The sequence below is a fragment of the Parahaliea mediterranea genome, from assembly GCF_017255185.1.
Classification (GTDB): Bacteria; Pseudomonadota; Gammaproteobacteria; order Pseudomonadales; family Halieaceae; genus JAFKCZ01.
In genome coordinates, this window is sequence record NZ_JAFKCZ010000006.1 from 33380 (window position 1) to 58958 (window position 25579).

23 protein-coding genes are annotated in these 25579 nt (G+C 63.5%); 14 read left to right on the plus strand and 9 right to left on the minus strand.

What is annotated here, in order from left to right; genetic code table 11:
• Positions 1 to 32: 32 nt before the first annotated feature.
• Positions 33 to 2972, plus strand: a complete 2940-nt coding sequence (locus tag JYP50_RS08820) for an insulinase family protein (RefSeq protein ID WP_206560144.1) — start codon at positions 33 to 35, stop codon at positions 2970 to 2972.
• A 63-nt stretch (positions 2973 to 3035) separates the two neighbouring features.
• On the opposite strand, the gene JYP50_RS08825 is transcribed toward JYP50_RS08820, so the two are convergent.
• A complete protein-coding gene (locus tag JYP50_RS08825) occupies positions 3036 to 3509 on the minus strand; it encodes a Spy/CpxP family protein refolding chaperone (RefSeq protein ID WP_206560145.1) in 474 nt (157 codons plus the stop codon).
• Positions 3510 to 3697: 188 nt separating this feature from the next.
• On the opposite strand from JYP50_RS08825, the gene JYP50_RS08830 reads away from it, so the two are divergent.
• The 4 genes from JYP50_RS08830 to JYP50_RS08845 all read left to right on the plus strand — a co-directional run bounded on the left by JYP50_RS08830 (position 3698) and on the right by JYP50_RS08845 (position 7108).
• Positions 3698 to 4396, plus strand: coding sequence for a response regulator (locus JYP50_RS08830; RefSeq protein ID WP_206560420.1), 699 nt, complete (start codon positions 3698 to 3700; stop codon positions 4394 to 4396).
• Positions 4396 to 5760 carry an ATP-binding protein gene (locus JYP50_RS08835; protein WP_206560146.1) on the plus strand — a complete coding sequence of 455 codons (1365 nt, stop codon included), beginning with the start codon at positions 4396 to 4398 and terminating at the stop codon, positions 5758 to 5760. Before JYP50_RS08830 ends, JYP50_RS08835 begins: the two co-directional genes overlap by 1 nt.
• Positions 5761 to 5807: 47 nt before the next feature.
• Positions 5808 to 6632, plus strand: a complete 825-nt coding sequence (tauD, locus tag JYP50_RS08840; protein WP_206560147.1) for a taurine dioxygenase — start codon at positions 5808 to 5810, stop codon at positions 6630 to 6632.
• A 308-nt stretch (positions 6633 to 6940) separates the two neighbouring features.
• Entirely contained in the window at positions 6941 to 7108 is a 168-nt protein-coding gene (locus JYP50_RS08845; protein WP_206560148.1) for a hypothetical protein, read from the plus strand.
• A gap of 220 nt (positions 7109 to 7328) precedes the next feature.
• Here JYP50_RS08845 and JYP50_RS08850 read toward each other — a convergent pair whose 3' ends face one another.
• On the minus strand, positions 7329 to 7700 hold the full coding sequence (locus tag JYP50_RS08850; RefSeq protein ID WP_206560149.1) for a hypothetical protein: 372 nt from the start codon (positions 7698 to 7700) through the stop codon (positions 7329 to 7331).
• Positions 7701 to 8398: 698 nt separating this feature from the next.
• Positions 8399 to 9559, minus strand: a complete 1161-nt coding sequence (locus JYP50_RS08855; protein WP_206560150.1) for an IS30 family transposase — start codon at positions 9557 to 9559, stop codon at positions 8399 to 8401.
• A 238-nt stretch (positions 9560 to 9797) separates the two neighbouring features.
• Here JYP50_RS08855 and JYP50_RS08860 point away from each other — a divergent pair, with 238 nt between their 5' ends.
• Positions 9798 to 11327: an HNH endonuclease signature motif containing protein gene (locus JYP50_RS08860; protein ID WP_206560151.1), complete on the plus strand. Its 1530-nt coding sequence runs from the start codon at positions 9798 to 9800 to the stop codon at positions 11325 to 11327.
• Positions 11328 to 11673: 346 nt separating this feature from the next.
• Positions 11674 to 11994, plus strand: a complete 321-nt coding sequence (locus JYP50_RS08865; protein ID WP_206560152.1) for a YceK/YidQ family lipoprotein — start codon at positions 11674 to 11676, stop codon at positions 11992 to 11994.
• Here JYP50_RS08865 and JYP50_RS22250 read toward each other — a convergent pair.
• From JYP50_RS22250 to JYP50_RS08885, 5 genes are all read right to left on the minus strand, one after another.
• Positions 11917 to 12159 (minus strand): VOC family protein, encoded by a 243-nt coding sequence (locus JYP50_RS22250; RefSeq protein WP_431311295.1) that lies wholly within the window; start codon positions 12157 to 12159, stop codon positions 11917 to 11919. The genes JYP50_RS08865 and JYP50_RS22250 overlap by 78 nt on opposite strands.
• A gap of 50 nt (positions 12160 to 12209) precedes the next feature.
• On the minus strand, positions 12210 to 12620 hold the full coding sequence (locus JYP50_RS08870) for a VOC family protein (protein ID WP_347136750.1): 411 nt from the start codon (positions 12618 to 12620) through the stop codon (positions 12210 to 12212).
• Between the two features lie 71 nt (positions 12621 to 12691).
• Positions 12692 to 15046: a TonB-dependent receptor gene (locus tag JYP50_RS08875; protein ID WP_206560154.1), complete on the minus strand. Its 2355-nt coding sequence runs from the start codon at positions 15044 to 15046 to the stop codon at positions 12692 to 12694.
• 224 nt (positions 15047 to 15270) lie between these two features.
• Positions 15271 to 16023, minus strand: coding sequence for an SDR family NAD(P)-dependent oxidoreductase (locus JYP50_RS08880; RefSeq protein WP_206560155.1), 753 nt, complete (start codon positions 16021 to 16023; stop codon positions 15271 to 15273).
• A gap of 112 nt (positions 16024 to 16135) precedes the next feature.
• The gene (locus JYP50_RS08885; protein ID WP_206560156.1) at positions 16136 to 17236 is read right to left on the minus strand and encodes an AraC family transcriptional regulator; all 1101 of its coding nucleotides are present in this window, start codon (positions 17234 to 17236) and stop codon (positions 16136 to 16138) included.
• Positions 17237 to 17359: 123 nt separating this feature from the next.
• Between JYP50_RS08885 and JYP50_RS08890 the strand changes: the two genes are divergently transcribed.
• The 6 genes from JYP50_RS08890 (at position 17360) to JYP50_RS08915 (ending at position 23517) form a co-directional block, all read left to right on the plus strand.
• Positions 17360 to 18118, plus strand: a complete 759-nt coding sequence (locus JYP50_RS08890; protein ID WP_206560157.1) for an SDR family NAD(P)-dependent oxidoreductase — start codon at positions 17360 to 17362, stop codon at positions 18116 to 18118.
• Positions 18119 to 18259: 141 nt separating this feature from the next.
• A complete protein-coding gene (locus tag JYP50_RS08895; RefSeq protein WP_206560158.1) occupies positions 18260 to 19366 on the plus strand; it encodes an AI-2E family transporter in 1107 nt (368 codons plus the stop codon).
• Positions 19367 to 19377: 11 nt separating this feature from the next.
• Positions 19378 to 20895: an efflux transporter outer membrane subunit gene (locus JYP50_RS08900; RefSeq protein ID WP_206560159.1), complete on the plus strand. Its 1518-nt coding sequence runs from the start codon at positions 19378 to 19380 to the stop codon at positions 20893 to 20895.
• Positions 20892 to 22055 carry an HlyD family secretion protein gene (locus tag JYP50_RS08905; RefSeq protein ID WP_206560160.1) on the plus strand — a complete coding sequence of 388 codons (1164 nt, stop codon included), beginning with the start codon at positions 20892 to 20894 and terminating at the stop codon, positions 22053 to 22055. Before JYP50_RS08900 ends, JYP50_RS08905 begins: the two co-directional genes overlap by 4 nt.
• Entirely contained in the window at positions 22055 to 23101 is a 1047-nt protein-coding gene (locus JYP50_RS08910) for a DUF2955 domain-containing protein (RefSeq protein ID WP_206560161.1), read from the plus strand. The genes JYP50_RS08905 and JYP50_RS08910 overlap by 1 nt, the downstream gene beginning before the upstream one ends.
• Complete coding sequence (locus JYP50_RS08915; protein WP_206560162.1) at positions 23095 to 23517, plus strand: potassium channel family protein; 423 nt, start codon at positions 23095 to 23097, stop codon at positions 23515 to 23517. The genes JYP50_RS08910 and JYP50_RS08915 overlap by 7 nt, the downstream gene beginning before the upstream one ends.
• Positions 23518 to 23525: 8 nt before the next feature.
• On the opposite strand, the gene JYP50_RS08920 is transcribed toward JYP50_RS08915, so the two are convergent.
• Entirely contained in the window at positions 23526 to 24296 is a 771-nt protein-coding gene (locus JYP50_RS08920) for an SDR family NAD(P)-dependent oxidoreductase (RefSeq protein ID WP_206560163.1), read from the minus strand.
• A 248-nt stretch (positions 24297 to 24544) separates the two neighbouring features.
• Between JYP50_RS08920 and JYP50_RS08925 the strand changes: the two genes are divergently transcribed.
• Complete coding sequence (locus tag JYP50_RS08925) at positions 24545 to 25540, plus strand: aromatic ring-hydroxylating oxygenase subunit alpha (RefSeq protein WP_206560164.1); 996 nt, start codon at positions 24545 to 24547, stop codon at positions 25538 to 25540.
• Positions 25541 to 25579 lie beyond the last annotated feature (39 nt).

The following is a 25579-nucleotide window of genomic DNA, read 5'->3' on the forward strand; positions in this document are numbered from 1 at the left end:
CGCGCCTGCGCGGCGCACAGACAGAGAGTTCTATGACCACCAATCCCGCCACGCCCGCCGCCACACACCCCGCCTTCGACGCCGTGCGCCGGGTGGAGATCGAATCCCTGAACCTGGCGGTGGAGGAATACCGCCATCGCGCTACCGGGGCGGTGCACTACCACCTGGCCTCCGACAGCAGCGAGAACGTGTTCCTGGTGGCCCTGCGCACCGTACCCATGGATTCCACCGGCGTCGCCCACATCCTCGAACACACCGCCCTGTGCGGCAGCGAGCGCTACCCGGTGCGCGACCCCTTTTTCATGATGCTGCGGCGCTCCCTGAACACCTTCATGAACGCCTTTACCAGCTCCGACTGGACCGCCTACCCCTTCGCCAGCCAGAACCGCAAGGACTTCAGCAACTTGCTGGACGTCTACCTGGACGCGGTCTTCTTCTCCAGCCTGGAAGAACTGGACTTCGCCCAGGAGGGCCACAGGGTGGAATTCCAGCAGGCCGGCGACAGCGACAGCCCGCTGGTGTACAAGGGCGTGGTGTTCAATGAGATGAAGGGCGCGATGAGCTCGGTGAGCAGCACCCTGTGGCAAACCCTGTGCGAGCACCTGTTCCCCACCAGCACCTACCACTACAACAGCGGCGGCGACCCGGAACATATCCCGGACCTGAGCTACGACCAGCTCAAGGCCTTCTACAAGAGCCACTACCACCCCAGCAACGCCATCTTCATGACCTTCGGCGACATCCCCGCCGGCGAACACCAGGCGGTATTCGAGGAGCGCGCCCTGAGCCGCTTCCAGCGCCAGGACCTGCGCATCGAGGTGCCGCCGGAACAGCGCCTGGACGCCCCGCTGCGCGTGCAGCGGCCCTACGCCTTCGACGACAGCGGCGGCACCGAGCACAAGACCCATATTGTCGTCGGCTGGATGCTCGGCGAGAGCACCGACCTGATGCAGATGCTGGAGGCCCAGCTGCTGGCCAGCGTACTGATCGACAACAGCGCCTCGCCGCTGATGCACGCCCTGGAAACCACCGATCTCGGCCAGGCCCCCTCCCCCATGTGTGGGCTTGAGGACTCGCTGCGCGAAATGGTGTTCTGCTGCGGCCTGGAGGGCTCCGAGGCCCAGAGCGCCGACGCCGTCGAGGCCCTGGTGCTGGGCGTGATCGAACGGCTGGCCGACGAGGGCATCGCCCGCGACCGGCTGGAGGCGGTGCTGCACCAGCTGGAGCTGCACCAGCGGGAAGTCAGCGGCGACGGCTTCCCCTACGGCCTGCAGCTCATCCTGCAGGCGCTGGGCTGCGCCACCCACTACGCCGACCCGATCGGCGTATTGGACCTGGACCCGGTGATCGCCCGGCTGCGGGACAATATCGCCGACCCGGACTACATCAAGCGCCTGGCGCGGCAACTGCTGCTCGACAACCCCCACCGGGTCACCCTGGTCATGACCCCCGACACGGCGCTCTCGGCGCGCCGGGCCGAGGCCGAGGCCGAGCGCCTGGCGGCGATCAAGGCCGGCCTGAACGCGGCCGACAAGGCGCGGATTGTGGAGCGCGCCGAACAGCTCGAACAGCGCCAGCTGCAGGTGGACGACCCGAACATCCTGCCCCGGGTGGAGCTGGCGGACGTGCCCGCCAGCCTGCCCGAGATCCCCTGCCAGGAAAGCGAGCAAAACGGCACGCGACTGACCCGCTATACCCAGGGCACCAACGGCCTGGTGTACCAACAGGTGATTGCGTCGCTGCCCGGGCTCGACGAGGAGGAGCAGCAGATCCTGCCGCTGTACACCAATATCCTCACCGAGCTGGGTGTCGGCGGCGAGGACTACCTCGCCACCCAGCATCGCCACGCGGCCACGGTGGGTTCGCTGAACGCCTTCAGCTCGATGCGCGGCAACGTCGACGACGAGCAGAGCTTCGGCGCCTATTTCGTGCTGTCCTCCAAGGCCCTGGCGCGCAATGCCGCGGCCCAGGTCGAACTGATGCAGGACACCCTGGCCCAACCCGGCTTCGCCGAGCACGCCCGCATCCGCGAACTGATCAGCCAGCAGCGCGCCCGCCGCGAGCAGGCGGTCACCGGCAACGGCCACGGCCTGGCGATGGCCGCCGCCTGCGCCGGGATGAGCCCGCTGGCGCGCCTGAATCACCAGCTGTCCGGCATGGCCGGTATCAAGGCCCTGCGCCAGCTGGACGGGGACCTCAAGGACGCGAGCCGGCTGGCGGCGTTCGCCGACCGCCTGGCGCAACTGCACGGGCGCGTCAATGCCATGCCCCGGCAGCTGCTGACCATCGCCGACGAACAGCACGTGGAGACCATCGCCGCCGAAACGCTGACCGCCTGGAGCGGTCAAGACAACGCCGCTGGCGAAGCCGCCTTCGCGCTACCGGCCCTGCGCGAGCGCGTGCAACAGATGTGGGTGACCAATACCCAGGTCAGTTTTTGCGCCCGCGCCTATCCCACGGTGCCGGTGCAACACGCCGACGCGGCGGCGCTGGTGGTGTTGGGCGGCTTCCTGCGCAACGGCTTCCTGCACCGGGCGATCCGCGAAAAAGGCGGCGCCTACGGTGGCGGTGCCACCCAGGACAGCAGCATCGCGGCCTTCCGCTTCTACTCCTACCGCGACCCGCGCCTGGAGGAAACCCTGGCGGACTTCGACACTGCGGTGCGATGGCTGCTGGACACCCGGCACGAGAACCTGGCGCTGGAAGAGGCCATTCTCGGCGTGATCGGCAGCATGGACAAACCCAGCTCCCCCGCCGGCGAGGCCAAGCAGCACTTCCACAACCGCCTGTTCGGCCGCAGCCACGCGCAGCGTGAGCAATTCCGCCAGCAAGTCCTGGATGTGAGCCTGGACGACCTGCGCCGGGTGGCCGAGACCTACCTGAAGCCGGAACTGGCCAGCACCGCGGTGATTACCAGCAGCGCGCGGGCAAGTGCCGGCGAGGCGCTGGGGCTGGAGCGCCTGGAGCTGTAACAGAGCGCATAAAAAAAGGGGTGGCCAGCGCCACCCCAGGCTCACAGGGGTCTCTCGGGGGTCTTACTCTTCCGGGGCGCCGTCGGGGCCACGGCCCCGGTGCCATTTGCCGCGGCGCTCCTCGCGTTGTTGAGCCCAGGCATCCAGCTGCGCCCGTTGCTCCTCATTCAACACCGCCCGCACCTTGTGTTGGGCCTCCGCCATGCGGTAGGTCATGCGGCTGGTAATCTGGCCAATTTCGTCCACCGCGGCCTGCACTTCACCGCTATCGAAAGTGTCGGCGCTGTCGCGCAAGCTGGACTTCAACGCCATCAGGCGCTCGCGGTCCGCCTCGCCCTGCTCACGGCTGTCCCGCAGTATCTGCTGGACCTCGGCCTGTTGCTCGTCGCTCAGGTCCAGGTGCTCGGCCATGCGCTCCATCATCCGCTCCGGCGAGCCGTGCATGCCGCCGTGGGGCCCGGCGAAGCTAGCCCCCGCGCCGAGCAGCGCCAGGCCGAGGCCGGCGGCGGCCAGTGAGTGTTTCAGTACCTTGTTCATATCGCATCTCCTGCTGTCACTTGCTGTGTGGCGCGTGGTAACGCCTGGAATCCAGTGTAGGCAGGGCCCCGGTTAAGCTCTGCCCGCGCCGTGTTAAGAAATGTGAAGAAGGGCCTCGGGAAGTTAAGTGGCGTGACATGCACCGCGCTATTGCCGACAATCCGCCCAACGAATACGCGGAGCGAGCAATGGATGTCGATGTTCTACTGATCGACGACGATACCGAACTGTGCGAACTGCTGGGCGAATTCCTCGCCCTGGAAGGGTTTCGCACCCATGCGGTGCACAACGGCGAACAGGCCCTGGCCCACTGCCGCGAGCACAGCTATGACGTAATCGTACTCGACATCATGCTGCCGGGAATGCTCGGGCTCGACGTGCTGCGCGCGCTGCGCGGTTTTAGCCAGACACCTGTTTTGATGCTCACCGCCCGCGGCGAGGACACCGACCGCATCATCGGCCTGGAGCTGGGCGCCGACGACTACCTGCCCAAGCCCTGCAATCCGCGGGAACTGGCGGCGCGGCTGCGGGCCATCCTGCGCCGCACCAGCGTTACCCGCGAACCGCGCGGTGAACTGGAGGTGGGCCGGCTGCAGCTGAGCAGCGCGCAGCGGCAGGCCAGCTACGACGGCCAGGCCCTGAACCTGACCAGCGCCGAATTCAACGTACTGCAGAGCCTGGCGGCCCGGGCCGGCCAGGTGGTGGACAAGGAGACCCTGTGCCGGGAGGCCCTGGGCAGGCCGCTGTCGGCCTACGATCGCAGCGTCGACGTCCACGTCAGCAAGGTGCGCCGCAAGCTGGCCGATTGTGGCGGCGAGCAATTGATCCTCAATGTGCGCGGCGCCGGCTACCAATACGCCGCCAGCACGGCCGGGACGCTCCGCTAGTGCTGCGCAACAGCCTCTACGTCAAACTGTTTGTCGGCTTCTGGCTGATCACCACCGGCATCCTCGCCAGCTGGATGCTCGCCGCCCGCTACTTTGAGTCCCTGCCCGGAGAATTGGTCGAGGTGGAGCGTCCCGGACCCCCGCCGCGCTTTGTCCTGCGCCTGATTTACCAGTTGCAGAATCTGCCCGCGGAGGAGCTACCGTCACTGCTTGAACGGGAGCGCCGACGCCATCACGTGGACGTATTCCTGCTGAATGCCGCGGGCGAGGACCTGCTCGGCCGCGACGTACCGGAAGTGGCCCGGATGGCCGCGGCGCAGATATCACCGCACCAACGGCGGGTCTTCCTGAAACAGGAGCGAAAGCCCCCGGTGGTGGCCTACGCCATCCTACGCCAGGACGCGGGCCTGATGCGCGCCGTACTCACTACCAACAGGGATCACCGCCACTCGATGCTGCGCACGCTGGGCGATAAACTCTGGCTGCGCATTCTCCTGGCGGTGGTGATCAGCGGGCTGCTCTGCTACCTGCTGTCGCGAATGATGACCCAGCGCCTCAATCGCCTGCGCAACGCCGCGCGGGAACTCGCCGCGGGGCGCCTGGACACGCGCATCGCGGTACGCGGGGACGGCGGCGACGAGGCCGACGAACTGGCGCGCAGTTTCAATACCATGGCGGAACAGCTGCAGCGCCGGGTGAACGCGCAAAAGCGCCTGCTGAGCGATGTTTCCCACGAGCTGCGCTCGCCCCTGGCGCGCATGAAAATCGCCCTGGCGCTGGCCCAGGAGCGCCCTGAACAATCACTGGCCCAGCTGGAGCGCATCGACCGCGAAACCCAGCGCCTGGAAGAGCTTATCGGGCAGCTATTGAGTGCCCAGGCGACCGACCACCCCATGGATGAACACATCGATCTGGTGGCACTGCTGCGCAACCTCTGCGCCGACGCCGACTTCGAGGCCAGGGCCAATGACAAGCAGGTGGGGCTGGAGGCTGCCCCGGAGCAAGCCCTGGTCACCACCAGCGGCGATCTGCTGCGCAAAACCTTCGACAACATCCTGCGCAATGCCGTGCTCTACACGCCCGCCGGCAGCCGCGTGACGGTGCGGGTGAATCGCAGCGGCGCGCACTACCAGGTAGAGGTACAGGACGCCGGGCCCGGTATTCCCGAGGATGAGCTCGCGCATATCTTCGACGCCTTTTACCGGGTGGACACCGCCCGCGCGCGGGATACCGGCGGCTACGGCCTCGGCCTGTCCATCGCCCGCCGGGCGGTGGAGCAGCATGGCGGCAACATCCGCGCCGAGAACACCGACACCGGCCTGCTGGTTACCGTGCTGCTGCCCGCCAGTGACGACATCCCCTGAAGCAGTGCTAGAATCCACCTTCACTCCACACAACGAACCGAACCGACATGCTGGAAGTCCGCCCCATGGCCGGCGCCCTGGGCGCCGAAATACACGGTATCGACCTGTCACGGGACCTGGCCCCGGAACAGGTCAAGACCCTGCGCGAGCTGCTCAATGAGCACGAGGTGATTTTCTTCCGCGAGCAGGACATCAGCCCGGCGCGCCAACACGCCCTGGCCAGCGCGTTCGGCCCCCTGCAAACCCACCCCGCCTACGCCACGGTGGAGGGTTTCCCGGCCATCACCATTTTGGAAAGCACGCCGGAAAAACCCACCAAAATCGAGGCCTGGCACTCGGACATGACGTTTCGCGCCCACCCGCCCATGGCCACCTTCCTCAAATCAGTGATTATCCCCGAGCGCGGCGGCGACACTCTCTGGTCCAGCATGACCGCCGCCTACGAGGGCTTGTCGAACAGCATGCAATCCTTCCTCGAGGGACTGAGCGCGGTGCACGATTTCTCCCACGGCTTCAAGGAGAGCCTGGCCGAGCCCGGCGGCCGCGAACGCCTGGCCGAAGCCGTGGCCGCCAACCCGCCGGTGGTGCACCCCGTGATTCGCACCCACCCGGAGACCGGCCGCAAGGTGATCTTCGTCAACAGCCTGTTCACCACCCGGATCCGGGAACTCACAGCCGCTGAATCCCGCGCCACCCTCGACTTCCTGTTCCAGCACGTACGCACCGACGAGTACACCTGCCGCTTTCAATGGCGCCGTCACAGCATCGCCATCTGGGACAACCGCAGTACCCAGCACAAACCGGTGAATGATTACTTCCCGCAACATCGGCGGATGGAGCGAATTACCGTGGACGGAGACCGGCCCTACTGAACCGGCAGGTTTTTCTAGGGGGCGCGGGTGGTCATGTCACCCGCCCTAGCCGCCCCCGCTTGTTGTACTTCCTGGATATACCGAAACCAGTTCTAAGACAACCGTAGCGTTAACAAGTTCGCAAACTCCGTCTCGTTCCCGGAAATTTCCGCACTTTTCGCCCCCGCACAAAGCCAAAACTGAGAGCTACGTCACTGTCCAGCGGTAGCCACACCGGGGCGGTAGCACCCATACTTTAAATCCAGTTTCAAACAACAGTAGCAATTGCCTTTTTCGCGGGGGGCGCAGACATGGGGTACAACCGGGACGTGAACAACAACACATCTTCCGAAAAGGAACAGCGCATGACCTCGAATCCCTTGAGCGCGGACCAGAAAGCGTCGGCTGGATACGAGGAAATCCCGGAAGATGCGTATAAGCAGAACCACATTTATCGAATGCTGAAAGGCTCCTCGGGCAATGACCGGGCCGCTTGAGGACGCCACAGCAAACCAGCCCCAGCGGCCCGGACTCCGCCGGACCAAACCCGGAACACGTTGATCGATCACAAAGATCCGAAGTGCGATATGAAACCTACTCGTGCTCAATGCCCGCTTCGCAGACCTGATAAAAGAGCCGCATACTTTCCAAAATAGGCTTCACGACGCCAGATGGCCGACTGAGTTGCCAAGAGTTTTTCTGCCGAATATAGGTCTGTCAGCTGGACTCGTCAGTCGTTTTCATATGAATAAAGTACACCGTTGTGCCAACACCGGCCAAAAACAAAACGAACGATGTGATGCCCGCAAACACCGGCGCAGCCACGGCAACGTCGCGGGAGGCCAGAATAGTGACTAACAAGGCGTTATTTTCTGCCAGGTAGATACTTACCGCTGTCACGGCCAAAGAGGCGAGCATATATAACATAGTCACCAGCCACCGCATCAATCCTGTGAGGAGGTTTCTTCCGGCGAATACAGCCACAATCGTGGCAAACGTGATGGTAAGCCAGGTTTGGAACTGAATTACCATGGCTTCCTCGTTGATTCGAATCAGCTCCAGAATTTCTGCGAGGGTAAGTTCTTCCATCAGTCACCTGATAAGCGGTTGGTCTGCATGCCGAACACGCATGGCACCAACAAGTACATTGAGCTTGGTGTTCGTTGTTTTCTGCATGTTACAGCAAGAGTTTATATTACTTCTTATTTGCTGGTGGGCGCCAATGCCCGAGCAAAACATGAGCGTCCACTAACAGTCTCCTGCCTGGCAGAGAAGTCCGCCATGTGGCGGCTTTGGCCTAGTCGTCAGCGTCCTCTTAGGAGACATCGGGGTCCCTTAGCACCAAATGCGCGATTGCCACAAATCCAGCCGTAACTGGCCATGAAAGCATAAGCAATAGTGCAAGATAGGGCACAATTGGAAATGGAGCCGGCATTCCAAATTGCGGTGGGTTGGGTGCAATACTCAAGTCCAACGCGTATGTTCCTGTTGCAATGGCAATATACCCGCATAGGACACAAAGCGAGGCAGACCACCGTAGCAATCGATTTTTGTAAGTAGCCCTGAGAGTCGAAGCGACTAGCCCAACGCTACCGAGCAAGGCAAATAGAAATGTAACAGCATGCAGAATTTTCGATGCATTCATCGGTCCAACTCCGCTGAAAACCATGGTCGCAAGAAATCCAATGACCGGGATGGCCGGTATAACAGAAAGAGCAATCAGAAACCTGCTGCCTATATTCATTGATAGTAACCAAAGAACCAAACCAACTCTTTGTCCTGTGAATTCAACTGGTCGCTGCAACACACGCATTAAATCTAGCAGCTGGTGTTTCATAGTCCAGAGTCTTCCGTGGTCTCTCGTTCAGCTCCCTCGCAATCCAGTCCAGCTTTGCCTGAGAGTAAACCGATAAATCAGTGTACTTGGGCAAGTACTCCCTGAGCAGCCGATTCGTATTTTCATTCGAACCTCTTTGCCAGGGGCTCTTGGGATCACAGATATACACTTTAATGTCGGTTTCCAGAGTAAACCGCTTGTGTCCTGTTATTTCTGTACCCCGGTCCCAAGTGAGGGATCGGTAGAGTTCAGTGGGCAATTTCCTTGACTGCTTGATCAAGGCATCGATGACGGTCGAGGCATCTTTCTTATCGATTTTCGCCAACATGACATAGCGGGAATGCCGTTCAACCAGCGTAGCGACACAGGTCTTGTTTGATCCTTCGATGAGATCGCCCTCCCAGTGGCCTGGTACCGCTCTATCTTCTATTTCCGCTGGTCTTTCTCGGATAGATACGGCACCAGGAATACCACCAAGGCCATCGTCTTTAAGCGTCGATGTGCGAGAACGACGGATATGTCGCTTCGACCGAAGATACTGCTGCAGCTCCTTTTTCAGGGCTCCACGTGCCTGAATGAAGAGGCTGCGATAGATCGTCTCGTGCGACACCTGATTCCAATCGTCCCCTGGATACTCGTGCTTCAACCAGCCAGCGATCTGTTGTGGCGACCACTTGCGCTTAAGTTTCACCTCTACTCGACGACGAAGTCGTCGGTTTAACACCAGTTTACAGGGTTTAGGTCTCAGCGCCCGATCCCAGGTATTCTGATCCGCTCGGGTGGCACGGTAGTTGTCTGGACCGCCGTTCCGCTTGATCTCCCGGCTGATCGTCGAGGGAGCACGCCCCAGGTCTGATGCAATCGTTCGAATCGACAATCCGGCGACGAGGCCTCTGGATATTTCCTCTCGCTCGCCCAGGGACAGGCAGCGATTGGGCTTCTTTCTCACAGGTGGTCGTATGCCGCCAGTGCGAGACAAATAACCGTGAATAGATGATGAGGATCGATCAAAGGATCTGGCAATCGACCAGACTGAATCACCAGCCTTATATCGATCCCAGATATATGACCTCATTTCATCGGTGTAGCGCAGATTGGATTTCCTGACCATATCGCAACCCTCCCGGTTTTTACAAAAGATAACAGGGTGTTGCGTTGATCAGTTGAATTCACAGGCGAAAGCAGCGGTTTAGTCACGCCTTACCGACCGTTCGCTTCTAGCACAAAGCAGCCAACTCGCTCCTACACCAAAAGTACCCACATCCTCCCACATGGCCGAAATTGATGTACAGAATCATACCTTCACCTGCTTATACTGTACATATACCCAGCACAAAGAGGCCGCCCCCATGTCCCTCCCCGCCGCCTTCATTCGCCCTGACCGCCAGGACTACAAAGAATCCCTCGCCAACCAAATCACCTTCCTGGCAGGCCAAATCAACGCCGCCAATCACCGTCTACTCAAACTCGTCGCCGAGTTCGACCACAGCAAGGGCTGGAGCGGCGGCGGAACGGTGCGCTCCTGCGCCCACTGGCTGAACTGGAAGTGCGGCATTGCACTGAGCGCCGCGCGGGAGAAAGTCCGTGTGGCACATTGCCTGGAAAAGCTGCCGCAGATCGATGCGGCCTTCGCACGCGGCGAGGTCAGTTATTCCAAGGTTCGGGCCATGACGCGGGTGGCCACGCCTGAGAACGAAGATTACCTGATGATGATTGCCGAGCACGGCACCGCGAGCCATATGGAGAAGCTCGTGGGCAAGTACCACCGGGTGGAGGAAAACATCAAGCGACGGGAAAACGCGCGGGGCCGCGAGAACGAGAGAGACAACGCTCGCAAGCTGGTGTACTACCAGGACGATGATGGCATGTGGGTGATTCACGCCAAGCTGCCACCGGAGGCTGGAGGACAGGTGGTAAAGGCGATCGAGGCCGTGGTGGCGCCGATTCAGGCGGAGCGGCAACAGAAGATTTTGGAAGAGACTCGCACACGGCAAGTGCAAAACACAGAATTCAGTGAAACAAACGATACCCCGGAAAATTGCGTGGAAGGCGTTTCAGCGGAAACGTTCTCCGAGACTGTTGAGCAGGAAGATAAGGCTCGGGGAAACCGTTTCCAGGAACTGCTCACCCATACCCGCGCCGATGCACTGGTAACCATCACCGAGCATTTCCTCGCTACCAGCCGCGGCGGCGAAGATATTCAAGCGCTGAAAGGTGCGCAGCGCTGCCAAATTATGCTGCATGTCGACGCGGCCACCCTGCGACGGCAAGGTGAACACGGGCACGACAGCCACGCCCACAGCGAAATGGAGCACAACCCCTGGCTAAGTCCCGCCACTGCCCGCCGCCTGGCCTGCGATGCCAGCCTGGTGACGGTGCTGGAGAACGAAAGCGGCGAGGTGCTGAACATCGGCCGCCGCTCCCGAACCGTACCTCCGAATATCCGCCGGGCGCTGGCGATTCGCGATAGAACCTGCCGATTTCCCGGCTGTTGCGAATCCAGGTATGTCGACGCCCACCATATCCGACACTGGGCCGATGGCGGTGAAACCAGCCTGGGCAATCTGGTGACCCTGTGTCGCTATCACCACCGTTTACTGCATCACGATGGTTTCAGCATTCAAGTGCGCGGGCAAAGCGACAATGAAGCCTCCCCTGCCCTACTTTTCACCACTCCGACCGGCAAAACCATCGAGACCAGTTTCTTCCCGCAATTCCCAGACGCTTCCGCGGAAACGTGGGAAGAAGCACTCGGCGAGATCGCGCCGGAGGTGGACCTAAACACCTGCAAACCCTACTGGACCGGCGAGCACCCGGACTACGGCATGGCGGTGGACGGTTTGCTCAGGCGGCGCCCGCCAACTCGACCAGCTGGATGAGAACGCCCAGGTCGGTCAGGCGTGTGTACTCCGCATCGAGATCCCCGACACTGAAGGACGTGCTGGGGATTCCGTCTGCCACCTCCGTGAGCCAACGATGCTCCCTCCTCGAACTGTGATAGCCAGCCGCTCGCCAGGCTAGCCAGGGGTGCGGTATTCAGGGAGTGCAGCTTGGTGACGGGAGAAAGCTTGCCTGGAATGGCTGATCCCCTGCTGCTTGACGACGCGCGTATAGATTTCGAACAGCGACTGGCGATATGAACTTTCGCTTTCTTCAATGTTCTCAGTATGACAGCTGGATTATAATATTGCCGATCACAAACGGCGAAGACCGGGAGAATAAAGGATGATTCGAAGTATAAGCATTGCCCTGCTGCTCACTTTATCTGGCTGCGGCACGCTAAACTCGGCGCCCAAAAGCAATGAGGATATCGGTAGAAAACTCGCAAAAAGTGGCAGCTACTGCTCATCAGTGCCGCGGATATACAGTGGCGTGGCCTACGATGTCTGTCTACTGAACGCGGAAGAACGATACTTAACCAGCAATACCTTTTTGCAGTACGGCATCCTGGCCGATGTGTTGCTGCTGTCACCGATTGCCGACACCGTGTTGCTGCCTGTAACCATTGTACAGCAGGTGAAATATGGGTCGGCAAAGGTCGACTGACAACACCCTTTCCGGGCTGCCCGCCTCAGTCACGCCGACCACGCATCCACAACCTCCGTCTGCCACGGGAACATCCTGCTTAACCTGGAAACCGAGCGTATTGGTGTAAAAACCCAGTGCCCCGGCCTGGTCGTCCACAAACACACTGGAGACAAAGATATTCATGTTCCCTCCTCGAACTGTGACAGCCAGCCGCTCGCCTTTGAAGCGCGAGCTTATGACGCTGGCTCCCACAGTTCGATCGGGTTGCCCTCGGGGTCATGTAGCCTGGCAAAGCGGCCGTTGGGATATTGCTCCTGGTCGGGAACAACCTCGATACCCGCGCTGCGCAACTGCTGGATCATCGCGTCCAGGTCCCGCACCCGGAAGTTAACCATCCAGGCCTGTGCGGCGCGGCCAAAGTACTCGGTATCCCGCGCGAAGGGGGCAAAGACCGTGGGGCCGGCGGCCTGTTGCCACGGGGCCTGGTCGTAGCTGGCGGGTACGGGCAGAACGCCAAGGTGCGCTTCATACCAACGAGACAAAGCGTCAGGATCCTTCGCGCGGAAGAATAGCCCGCCAATGCCAGAAACTTTTTCCATCCCCTGCTCCGCGCTATCGTGGCTTTGCAATGCACTACTGAGCATAGATAGGGCCCACAGAAAGTCAAAAGCCGGGCATTTGCCCGGCTTCTGGAAGTGGGGCACATGCCTCCGGTTTAGAACTCGAAGCCCACCGACACCGCCCAGGTGCGCGGCATGTTGTAAGCGCCGGTGATGAAGGGCCCTACCACATAGCTGTTGGTCAGCACCCGGGTGTCGTCGAGGTTGCGGCCCTCCAGGGCGATGCGCCAGCGCTGGTCCAGCGTGGTGAAGGCCGCCATGGCGTTCCAGATGGCGTGCTCCTCCTGAACCTGCTGTACCGCGTAGGGGTCCGTCAGGTCGACCGGCGAGTTGGTGTAGGACTCGGAGCGATAGGATACATCGGTGCCCAACAGCAAGTGTCCCATGTCGGCCACGGCAAAGTCGTAGCTGATCCGGCCCTGCACCGTCCAGCGCGGGGAGAAACCCACCGCGGTGGTGTCGGCGATGTCCTCGCCACCGGATTCGTAGGATTTCATGCTGGTATCCAGGTAACCGGCGTTCATCGACACCACCAGGCCCTCCACCGGCGGCAGCCAGTTCAGCTCCAGTTCCACGCCGGAGGTTTCCAGGGCGCCCACGTTGCCAACGCGTTCTTCCAGGTCGCCGGTAACCGGGTCCAGGGTGATGGTGGTCAACTGCTTGTCGCTGTAATCATTGAAGAAGGCCTCGGCATTCAGGCGCAGGGAGCCGTCGAGCCAGGTGCTCTTGATGCCCAGGTTGTAGTTGTCCACCACTTCCGGGTCGAAGGCCGTGGTCACCCCGCTGTTGCGCTGGAAACCGCCGGATTTAAAGCCGCTGGAATACCCCGCATAGAACATCAGTTCATCGCCGGCGAACCAGGTGAGTTTGGCGCTGGGCGAGAATTCACTCCAGCTATCGCTGGCATCGGTATTTTCCGCGTAGTTGAGCTCAAGGTATTCGCTGTTGCTGGACGCCCAGTAGGCGAACAGCGGGCTCTGCTCCGCCGCCGCTTCCTGGCCCGGCGCGATGGCGACCACTGCGCCGGGGGGAAAGCCTTTCAAACCGGCCAGAGCGTAGAAGCCCTGGGTGACATCGGCGCGCTGGAACTCATCCTTGGCGTCCTCGGTGTAGCGCCCGCCCAGTGACAGCTGCCAGCTGTCGGCAAAGTCCCAGTCCACGGAGCCGTAGACGGATTTCGACTCCAGCGCCTGGTGGTCGCGGTAGGTGTTCTTGCTGTGTACCTGGACGGCGCGCAGGCGCGGCCCCTGGTAGGTAAAGTTGGCGATATCCTCCTCGGCGTCCAGGTAGTACAAGCCCATCACCGCCTCGACACGATCACCGCTGTAGTTGAACTGCAGTTCCTGGCTGAAGTCGGAGGCTTCGCGCGGACGCATGGAGTAGATAAACACCTGGTCGCTACCGTCGAAATCGAAGGGCTGGGTGTTGTCGATATCGCGCTGCGCGGTGATCGACTTCAGGGTCCAGTTGTCGGACATTTCCCAGTCCACGGTCAGCGCCACGGTCTGTGTCACCACCTCGAACTCGTCGAAGCCATCGCTGTACTCGGTGTTCACGGTGTCGATGTCGAAGGGGAGCGAGGCGTCGTTGGGAGCATCCAGCACGCCCAGGCCCGGGCCCAGGAACTGGTTGGCGCCGCCGGTGACAAAATCGATGCCCGCCAGTATTTCGCTGTTCACCGCCACCCGGTTGGGTACACGCGGGTCGGACTGGTCATCGGAGTAATCGCCCGCCAGCTTTATCCGCAGGTTGTCGGCAGCCTGCCACACCAGGCTGCCGCGATAGGCCTGGACATCGGCTCCCCAGAATTCCTCGCCGTCATGGGCGTTGGTCTGGATGCCATCCCGGGTTTTCACCAGGCCGCCGAAGCTGCCGTACAAGGTGTTGTCGATAATCGGGCCAGACACGTCACCCTTGGCCTGGAACAGGCCGAAGCGGCCGGTCTTCAGCTCGGCGCTGCCGCTGAATACGTCGCTGGGCTCGCGGGAGACGTACTTGATCGCGCCGCCAATGGTGTTGCGCCCATAGAGGTTGCCCTGGGGTCCCTTGAGGATTTCAATGCGCTCGACATCGTAGACTTCCAGCAGGGCGCCGCTGGTGCGGTTGAGGTACACGTCGTCCACGTAGATACCCACGCCCTGGGGAAAGCCCGGGTCGTTGCCGATGCCGCGCATGAATACCGATACCGCGCCGGCAATCAAGCCGCCGGTGTCGGTCAGGGTGATATTGGGCGTCATGCGCTGCAGGTCGAGGATGTTGTCCACCTGGGCGTCGGCGAGCTGCCCCGCGGTAAACGCACTGACCGCCATGGGCACTTCCTGCAGGCTCTCGGAGCGTTTGCGCGCGGTGACCACAACCTCCTCGAGCTGCGCCTGGGCGGCATCGGTCACACCGATAGTGGCAATGATGGCGGCGGCGAGGGTGGCGCGCTTGCGGTGCGTGTACTTCATTATGTCTCCTGTCGTTAGTCTAATGTGATGGAGGCTCGGCCGGATGTTCGCGGCCGGCAGACTGGCGAGCGGGCATTATTCACAGGGGGGATGAGCCGGGACATAACGCCGGCAGGCAGTTTTCTTGACAAATCCCGTCAGCGAACGCGACGGGTGACGTCTATTGTCGAGCGCGACGGCAGGACGCCGTCGCGGTGAGGGGTGGGCCTAGGGGAAAGGGCAAGTCAACCGAGGTAGGCCTGGCCGCCGTCCAGGCCGATACTCTGGCCATTGACGTAGGCCGAGTAATCGCTGCACAACGCGGCCACCTGGCGGCCGATATCGCGCTCGCAATCGCCGATACGGCGCTGGGGGATGGAGGCGATAAAGGCCTCGGCCTCCTCGGGGTTGTTCTCAGTCCACCAGGCCAGGCCCGGCGACATGGCGTGCGGCAGGATGACGTTGGTGCGAATACCCTCGGGGCCCCATTCGCAGGCCGCCGCCCGGGTCAACGAGCGGATGGCTTCCTTGGTCGCGGCGTAGGCGCCGTAGCCGCTCATGTCCCAGCGCTTGCCGGCGGAACTGGCGAGATTGACGATCACGCCATTGCCCTTGAGGTGGGGATAGCACAGCTTCATCAGGCGATGGGTCGCCAGGGGGCCGGACTCCCAGCCGCGGGTAAAGGCCTCGTCGTCGACCTCCAGCAAAGTGCCCAGGGGCACCTCCTGGGCGTTGTTCACCAGGATATTGAGCCCGCCGAAGTGGCCGACGGTGGCGTCGACGGTTGCGGCCAGCGACTCCGCCGATTTCACGTCGCACACCAGTGGCAATGCGTCGCCGCCGCGCTCGCGAATCCGCGCGCAGGTGGCCTCCAGTTTTTCCAGCGTGCGGCCGGTCACCGCGACGCGGGCGCCCTCCGCCGCCAGCGCCAGGGCGATACCCTGCCCTACACCCTGTCCGGCGCCGGTCACCAGTGCGATTCGGTCTTTCAGTAACATGTGCTGTCTCCTGTGCTGTCTTGGGGCTGTGGCAATCGCCGCCAGCCTACGCCAGCGCGCGACAAAAGTGACAGCGGCAGAGCCGCCCGGAGCGGGGTTTCAGGGAACTGGTTTAGCCTGCGCTACCATCCCAGGCCTCGGCCAGGCTGCGCATGCTGTCGCGGTAGGCCTTGGGCGTGCGGCCGGTCCAGGATTTGAAGGAGCGCACGAAGGAGCTGGGCTCGGTGAAACCGAGGTGCTCCGCCACCTCCGCCACCTTGGCCTGTTCGTTGACCAACTTGTCGATCGCCACCTGGCAGCGCACCTCGTCCTTGAGCGCCTGGTAAGTGGTCCCCTCCCGCTGCAACCGGCGGCGCACGCTGGACTCCGACATCATCAACTGGGCGGACACCGCCTCCAGCGAAGGCAGGGGCCCCGGCAGGTCGAGGGTGATCAGCGACTTGATCGCGGAGCTGGTGCTGGCGGGCTGCTGGTCGATGGCGATCAACTGGTACACCGCGTTGGCCAGGAAATCCTTGAGCGAATCCACGGTCTGCACCACACGGCGGGACAGTTGCTCCCGCGGCAGCACCAATCCGGTCTCCGGCGCGTCGAAGGTCACCGGGCAGTGGAACACGGCCTCCAGGCGACGGGTGTAGCTGTCGTGCCGCGAGGGCGCGGCCACGGTCACCCGCTCCGCTTCCAGGGGCTGGCCGGTGAGCCAGCCACAGAGCGCGTGCCACACCAGCAACCCCGAGGCCCGCGACACCGGCTCCTGGTAGTTCTCGCGATCCCATTGCGCCAGCATCAGGGCCTCGGTGTCGGCGTCGAGCTCCACCTCGTAGCACAACCTCACGCTGCCCTCCCCTTCATCCACCAGGTACATGCGGTACTTGAGCAGGGGAAACAACAGGGCGTCAAAACGCTCGGCCAGGCGCAGCGCGTCGCCGAGGCTGCGGGCGCCGATCATACTGTGGCACATGAGGTCGAAGCCCTCGGTGCCGAGCCCCGCCCCCCAGGGCAGCGGCCGGCCCAGGGTTTGCATGGCCCGTGCCGCGGCGCGGTACAGGCGCGAGTACTGATGGGCGGGCAGCGGGTAATCCGGCGGCAGGTTCGACAGGCGCCCCCTCACCAGACCGGCGCTATACAACACTGGCGCGGAGTCCAAACCCAGGTGCTCCAGGTAGTGCACCAGGCGCGTAAACTGATAGGCGTTAACGGTTATATCTTTCATAGTCGCTGACGGATTATGTCCATCGATCTGCACGCTGTCGCGCTTCCCGCGTCCGCGGAACAGCGTACTATGCCACAGCACAACATGCTGTACCCACCAGTCACTGCACGCGAGGACGGAACAATGGGTTTACTCGAGGGAAAAGTAGGGATAGTCACCGGCGCCGGCCAGGGTATCGGCCGCGCCATCGCACAGTCCTATGCCCGCGAAGGCGCGCGGGTAGTGATTGCCGATTTCAACGAGGACGCGGGCGCCGAGACCGCCAGGTTGATCGCCGATGCCGGTGGCGAGGCGCGCTTCGTGTTTGGAGACGTCAGCCGCGAGGACTCGGTGAAAGCCATGGTGGATGCGGCGCTCGAGAATTTCGACCGCCTGGACATCGCCTGCAACAGCGCCGCATTGAGCCACGGGCACGGTCCCATCCATGAGTTCGCGCGCGAGGAGTTCGACCGCACCCTGGAGATGTGCCTGACCAATACCTGGATGTGCATGAAGTATGAAATCCCGGCGATGCTGCAAAGCGGCGGCGGCGCGATCGTCAATATCTCTTCCAATTCGTCGCTGAAGGGCCAGGCGTTCAACACCGCCTACGCCACCGCCAAGGGCGGGGTCAATATCCTCACCAAAAGCGCCGCGGCGGAATACGGGGCCCAGGGCATCCGCATCAACGCCGTTTCCCCCGGCGTGATTCGCACCCCTGGCGTGGAAAAATACTTCGAGCAACAACCGCAAATCGCCGAGGGCCTGAAAAAAGCAGCGGTCCTCAACCGCCTGGGCGAGCCGGAGGAAATCGCCGAGGCGGTGACCTTCCTCAGCTCCGACCGGGCCTCTTTCATTACCGGCCAGATCCTGTCGGTGGATGGCGGCGGCGCGGTGAAATAACGCCCCCCGGGCCGGGCAACCCGGCCCGCACCCTGCCAAATCCTGCCCCTTGGGCTATATTCCCCCTAGCGTAGTCGCCAGACCCCGCCCTACCCTGCATAATGGGTGGCAGGTCGAGAACAACAAAAGGGAATACAGCCCATGGATACGCCTCAGCCCGACCCCTCGTCCCCGCGCCAGGCAACCGAGATCATCGATGTCGCGGTACGCCTAGGACTTATTGCCCTGCTGGCGTGGTTTGCCTTCCAGGTGCTCGCCCCCTTCCTGAGCCTGATGGTCTGGGCCATCGTCCTGGCCATTGCCCTCTATCCCGTGAATGAAAAACTCGCCGGGGCACTCGGCGGCAGCGGTCGCGCCGCCACCGTGCTGGTCCTGCTGCTGGTGCTGCTGGCCGGCGTGCCCACGGTGCTGCTGGGCTTTTCCTTTGTCGATCATATGCTGGCCCTGTACAAGGGCGTTGCCGACGGCAGTACCGCGCTGCCGCCACCGCGACCGGGCGTGGCGGACTGGCCGCTGGTGGGGCACCGGGTATACGCCGCCTGGCAGGCCGCCTCCGACAACCTGCAGGCCTTTGCCGTCCAGCACCAGGCGCAACTGCGGGAATTGTCGCGCGCCGCCGCCGGGGCGCTGGGTAACGCCACCACGACCCTGCTGGCCTTTCTCGGCGCGTTCATTGTCGCCGGCATCATGATGGCCTACGCCCACCCCGGCGCCACCAGCACCCGTAAAATATTCATCCGTATCTGCGGCCCCAAGATCGGCCCGGAGCTGCACGAGCTTTCGGTCGCCACGGTGCGTTCGGTGGCCAGCGGCGTGGTCGGCGTCGCCTTTATCCAGGCGGTGCTGCTGGGTGTGGGCTTCCTGATCGGCGACGTGCCGGCCGCCGGCGTGCTCGCCGCCATCGTCCTGTTGCTCGGTATCGCCCAGGTGCCCGCGGCGCTGGTGGTCATTCCGGTGGTGGCCTGGCTGTGGACGAGCGGTGACGGCTCGCTGCTGTCCAATACCCTGCTGTCCATCTACCTGGTATTGGCCGGTCTCGCCGACAACGTACTCAAACCCCTCCTGCTGGGCCGCGGGCTCGCGGTGCCGATGCCCGTTATCCTACTGGGGGCCATCGGCGGCATGATCGGCAGCGGGGTCATCGGCCTGTTCGTGGGCGCGGTGATTCTCGCGGTGGCCTACCAGATATTCATGGCCTGGGTGGACGGTGCGGCACCGGCGGCCGACCACGACGCCGGGGCCGAGTGATTCGCGCGGTCGTGCCACGGCTTTCGCGTTCACTGATCGCCACCGCGCTACTGGGCGCCGCGGCCTGCGCGCCGCTGGGTCCGGATTTTCGCGAACCCGACACCGAATGGCTGGCCGACTGGCAGCCCGCGCTCTACCGCCGCGACGATGCCGCGCCGGACTTGAGCCAGTGGTGGCTGCGCTTCGAAGACCCGGTCCTCCGGCAGTTGATCGATACCGCGCGGCAGGAAAACCCCGGGCTGCGGATCGCGGGGCTGCGCATTCTTGAGAGCCGCGCCCTGCTGGGCATCGCCACCGGCCTGCGGTATCCACAGGTGCAGCAGATCAATGCCAGCGGCGCCTGGGTATCCCGGCACAACGATGAAGGTCCCGGCGATGGCGACCGCGACTTCCGCACGGGCGACGCCTCCTTCGACGTCGGCTGGGAGCTGGATTTCTGGGGCCGCTTCCGCCGCGGTATCGAGTCCGCCGACGCCGCCTACTTCGCCTCGGTAACCAACTACAACGACGTGCAGGTATTGCTGGCCGCCCAGGTCGCCTCCCTCTACTACGGCTACAAAACCACCCTGCAACGGATCGAGATCGCCCGGCGCAACGTCACGCTGCAAAAACGCAGCTTCGATATCACCCGCCAGCTGTTCGAAAGCGGCCAGGATTCAGAGCTCGACCTGCAGCAGGCCCGAGCCCAGTACCTCGGCACCCAGGCCACGATCCCCGCCCTGGAACTGGCCATGAAACAGCAGCGCAACGCGCTGTGTGTCCTGCTGGGGCGGGCGCCCGGCGACCTGCCGGAACTGGCGCGGGTGGACAGCACGCTGCCCACCCTGGACACCCCCAGCTTGCGGGCACTGCCCGCCGAGCTGCTGCTGCGGCGGCCAGACGTGCGCACCGCCGCCTGGCAGGCCGCCGCCCAATCCGCCCAGATCGGCCTGGCCCAGGCCGACCTCTACCCGGCGATTTCGCTGGTGGGCACCATCGGCTGGTCCGGCAACAGCCTCGACGGCAGCGGCGACGTCGTCACGGTGGCGGGCGGTCCCGCGCTGCGCTGGGACATCTTCAATTACGACCGTATCGAGAACAATGTGAGAGTGCAGGACGCGCGGCTGCAGCAGGCCCTGGAAGCGTTTCGCAACAGCGTCCTCAACGCCACGCGGGACATCGACGACGCCGCCAACCGTATCATTGCCACCGGTACCAGCCAGTCGATACTGGACGAGTCCCTGGCCGCGGCCGAACGCTCCCTGGCGATCGCCACACGACGATACCGGGAGGGTTACTCCGATTTCCAGCGGGTGCTGGACGCCCAGGCCGCGACCTTTGCCCAGTCCGACCGAGCCATCGTCAACCGCGGCGACCACGTCGCCGCCATCATCGGCCTGTACCAGGCCCTGGGCGGCGGCTGGCAGCAGGCCACCATCGATACCGTATTGCCGGCACAGATTCGCGATACGCTCCGCGAGCGCAGCGACTGGGGTGAACTGCTGGACGCCCCGCTGGTACCGCCCCCCGAACCAGGTAGCGAGCCATGACCGACCACACCAACGATAGCAACGACGACGCTCAGGCATCGGAAGCCGGCACACAATCGGCGTCCGAAGCCGACCAGAGCGCCGCGCGGGCCGTCAGTCGCGGCGCCCTGGGCTTGTTCGCCCTGTTGTTGCTGACGCTCGTCTGGTACCTGATGGCGGGGCGCTTTACGCCCTATACCTCCCAGGCTCGCGTACAGGGTTACGTGGTCGGGGTTGCGCCCAAAGTGGCCGGCGTCATCACCGAGGTGTGGGTACAGAACAACGCGCGTGTCGAGGAAGGGCAGCGGCTGTTCGCCATTGATCGCTCCCAGTACGAAATCGCCCTGCAGAAAGCGCGCTCGGACCTCGACAACGCCCGCCAGCAGGTCCAGGCCGGCGACGCGGCGGTGGAGCAGGCCCGGGCCGGACTGCGGGCCGCTCAAGCCGGCGAACTGAAGGCCTGGCAGGACTACACCCGCCTCAAGCGCCTGCGGGAAGACGACCCGGGCACCATCTCCGAACGGCGCCTGGAAATATCCGAGGCCTCCCTGGAGCAGGCGCGGGCCCAGGTTGCCTCCGCGGAAGCGCAAATCCAGCGCGCGATTGAACAGAAGGGCGGCGACACCGAGGACAGCAACACCCTGTTACAGGTTGCCCGCAGCGGCGTGGAAAAGGCGCAGCTGGACCTCGACAATACCACCGTAGTCGCGCAATCAGCGGGGGTCATCACCGACCTGCGGGCGGAAGCGGGTCAATTCGCCGGCACCGGGCACGCGGTGCTGACCCTGATCGCCCTGGAAGACGTGTGGATCAACGCCGAGTTCACCGAGAACAACCTGGGCCATCTAGCCCCGGGAACACCGGTGGAGATCGTGCTGGACGCCCTGCCCGGTCGCGTGCTGCGAGGCCGGGTGCGCAGTGTCGGGGTCGGCGTGAGCGCCGGCGCCGCGCCACCGCCGGGGGGCTTGCCCAGCGTGCAAAACGACCGCGACTGGCTGCGCCAGGCCCAGCGCTTCCCGGTACGCGTGGAATTCCAGGAGTCCATTCCGGCGGATGTCCTGCGCCAGCTGCGGATCGGGGGCCAGGCCTCGGTGATCGCCTACACCGAGGGGCACGGCCTGCTCGCCGCGCTGGGCAAACTGTACATCCGCCTGCTGAGCTACCTGTCCTTCGCGTACTGATGGTTAAGCCGCACCGCCTCCCCCTGGCCGCCCGGCGCGTATTTCGCCTGGCGGCGGTCACGGCCCTGTCGCTGACCCTCGCCTACGGGCTCGGTCTGGACGTCCCCTTCATCGCACCGCTGTTTGCGGTGCTGCTGACCGCGAATCCAGGGCCTCCGCCCGGGGCAAAGCAATTGCTGGTGCTGGTGCTGGTGTTGAACCTCACCCTGGGGATCGGCGTGCTACTGGGCCCACTGCTGCAACTCGCCCCCGCGTCCGCCCTGATCGCCATCGCCCTGGGCCTGTTTTTCAGCAACCGCCTGGGCATCGTCGGCGGCAAATCCGTGCCCGCCACACTGCTCGCCTTCGGCTTTACCGTGATACCGGCGGCCAGCACCGTCAGCCAGGCCCTGGCCGCCACCCTGATTTCGGCGCTGGTGACCGGCGTGGTGGTGGCGGTCCTCTGCCAGTGGCTGCTCTACCCGCTGTTCCCTGAAGACGATGGCCCCCGCCCCCCGCCACCCGCACCGCCGGCGCTCACCGCCGGCAACTGGCTGTCGCTGCGCGCCACCCTGATCGTGCTGCCAGCCTTCCTGTTCACCCTGACCAATCCCTTGACCTACCTGCCCTTGACGGTCAAGAGCATCCTGCTGGGCCGGGAGGCCACCGAGGTACGCCTGCGCGCCGCGACCCGGGAGCTGGTGGGGTCCACCGCCCTCGGTGGGTTCTGCGCCATCGCCGTGTGGCTGTGCCTGAGCCTGGCTGTGGAGTTGTTGTTCTTCGGCGGCTGGATTGGGCTGTGCGCCCTAATGCTGGCCAGCGGCGCCTACGGCGTGCTGCGCAGCACGCTCGCACCGGGCTTCTGGATCAATACCCTGACCACCATGCTGATCCTGCTGGGCGCGGCGGTGCAGGACAGCGTCAACGGCAAGGACGTCTACCAGGCTTTCGCGGTGCGTATGGCCCTGTTCCTGCTGGTTACACTGTACGCGGTCGCGGCCATGGCGCTACTGGAGAGGCTGCGCGCGCGTCGCGCCAATACATTCCGGGGAGTTGAATCATGCTGATCAACCTGTTGCTGGGCCTGGCGACGATGACTGTCTGCCTGCTGTTGCAAGGCGTACTGGTAGTGGCGGCCCTGCGCTTTTTCTCCCACCGCCAGGACATCGCGCATTCGGCCTTCATCGGCGGCATGCGGGTCACCGCGGGCATGATGTGCATCCTGATCGCCGGCAACATCGCCCAGGTGGCCGCCTGGGCGATGCTGTTCTACATGCTCGGGGAATTCGACACGCTATCGACCGCGGTGTACCACTCCGCGGTCAACTTCGCGACCCTGGGCTACGGCGACATCGTCATGTCGCCGGAACACCGGCTGTTGGGCCCCCTGGAAGCGATGAACGGTGTATTGATGATCGGCGTCTCCACCGCGGCCCTGACCCGCGCCTTCCACGAGGTGATCAGGGACCACCACCCCCGGTAGCGACGCGATCAATCCCAGCTGGCGGTACCGGTATTGAGTTCGGCCGTGCGCCCGCCGTCCACCACCAACTCCGCGCCGGTGATGTACGAAGCCTCGTCGCTGGCCAGGAACAAAATCGCGTTGGCACACTCCACCGGATCGCCGATACGCTTGCAGGGAATGGATTTGGCGGTGGCCTCCCGGGCCGCGTCGTCGGGAATCACCGCCGCGGTGGGCGGCGTGAGGAAGGCCCCGGGGATCACGGTATTCACCCGCACCTGGCCGCCCCATTCAATGGCGGCGTTGCGCGACAGCCCCAGCATGGCCGCCTTGGCCGCCGAATAACCGGCGGTGGCCGGCGAGCCCTTGAGGCCGCAAACCGAAGACACATTGACCACCGCGCCGCCCGCCTTGCACAGTTCCGGATAAGCCTCGCGCATCAGGAACATGGCGCCGTCCAGCGACACGATAAAGTTCTGGCGCCAGGCCTTGGTGTCGTGCCCCGCCAGCATCCCGGGCACCATCAACACCGCGTTATTGACCACAATATCCAGCCGCCCGTAGGCAGCGACGGTGGCGGCCACCAGATCCTTCACCGCGGCCTCGTCAGTGATATCCACCGCTTGCGCCATCGCGGTGCCGCCCGCGGCCTCGATATCGTCGACAATCGACTGCAATTGTTCCCGGCGGCGCGCCGCCAGCACCACCTTGGCCCCCTCTTGCGCGAAGCGCCGGGCGGTGGCCTCGCCGATGCCCTGGCTCGCCCCGGTGATGATGGCAACCTTGTCCTGTAATCTCATGCTGCTGCTCCACTGCTGTTTTGCGATTGGGGCAAGCTTAGGCGTCGCCGCGAAGAGCGGTCAATAAAACGCGGCTTGCCAGCGCCGCCATATCGCGTTACCAGGCGCTTTAGCCGCCGCGGGTATAGTTATTTGCGCGAGTAACGAAGCAGACGCTTTTTGCAAGTCGTTCAAATGCGCGCAGCGCTATCCTAGAGTGATCAGCCTCAATACCGACTATCGAGGAAAGCCCTCCCGAGGTGAACACTATGAACGAACGCATCCCCATGCCAATCCCCTTCGGCTGGTTCCAGGTGGCCTACTCGCACGAGTTGGGTGTCGCCGAGTCCAAACCCCTGCGCTACTTCGACACCGACCTGGTGATGTTCCGCACCGAGGCCGGCGAGATAAAAGTCCTGGACGCCTACTGCCCACACATGGGCGCTCACCTGGGCTACGGTATCCGCGACCAGTCCGGCGGCGGTTCCGAGGTCAAGGGCGACTCCATCGTCTGCCCCTTCCACGGCTGGGCCTACAACGGCGCGGGGCAGTGCACCGATGTGCCCTATGCCAACAACCCGCCACCGAAGGTGGCCCGCGGCGAACAGGTGATCAGGCCCTGGCGCGTGCGCGAACTGAACCAGTGTATTTTCGTGTGGTACCACCCCGAGGATATCGAACCAACCTTCGAGCCCGACACGGTACCCGAGGCCGCCGCGGACAACGAGGCCTGGGGGTCGCTGAAAATCTTTGAATGGGATATCGGCACCCACATGCAGGAAATCGGCGAAAACGCCGTCGACCCGGCGCACTTTCTCTACGTGCACGGCACCCAGAATATCCCCACCCCGGAGATCATGCAGTTCGACGGCGTGCGCCGTTCCGGCCGGCTGGTGAGCAACATGAAGACCCCGCGGGGCGAAATCCAGGGCATCATCGACAACGCCAGCGCCGGTCCCGGCCAGGCCACGGTGCGCTTCAGCGGCATCTGCGACACGGTGCTGATGGCCAACCTCACCCCCGTGGACCGGGAGCACAGCAAGGCCTTCTACGCCTTCATCCAGAAAAAAGTTGACGGGGAGGAACCGGTGGGCGGGGTCGCCGACGCCATCGTGGCGGATATTCGCAAGCAGATGGAGGAGGACCGCATCATCTGGGCCCACAAGCGCTACTACGCCAGGCCCATGCTCTGCGACAACGACGGCCCCTTCGCCAAGTTCCGCAAGTGGTACGGGCAATTTTACGCCGAACCCTTCGAGGCCTGAGGCGAGCCAGTAGCGCCCTGATCGCTCCCGATGCGTCGG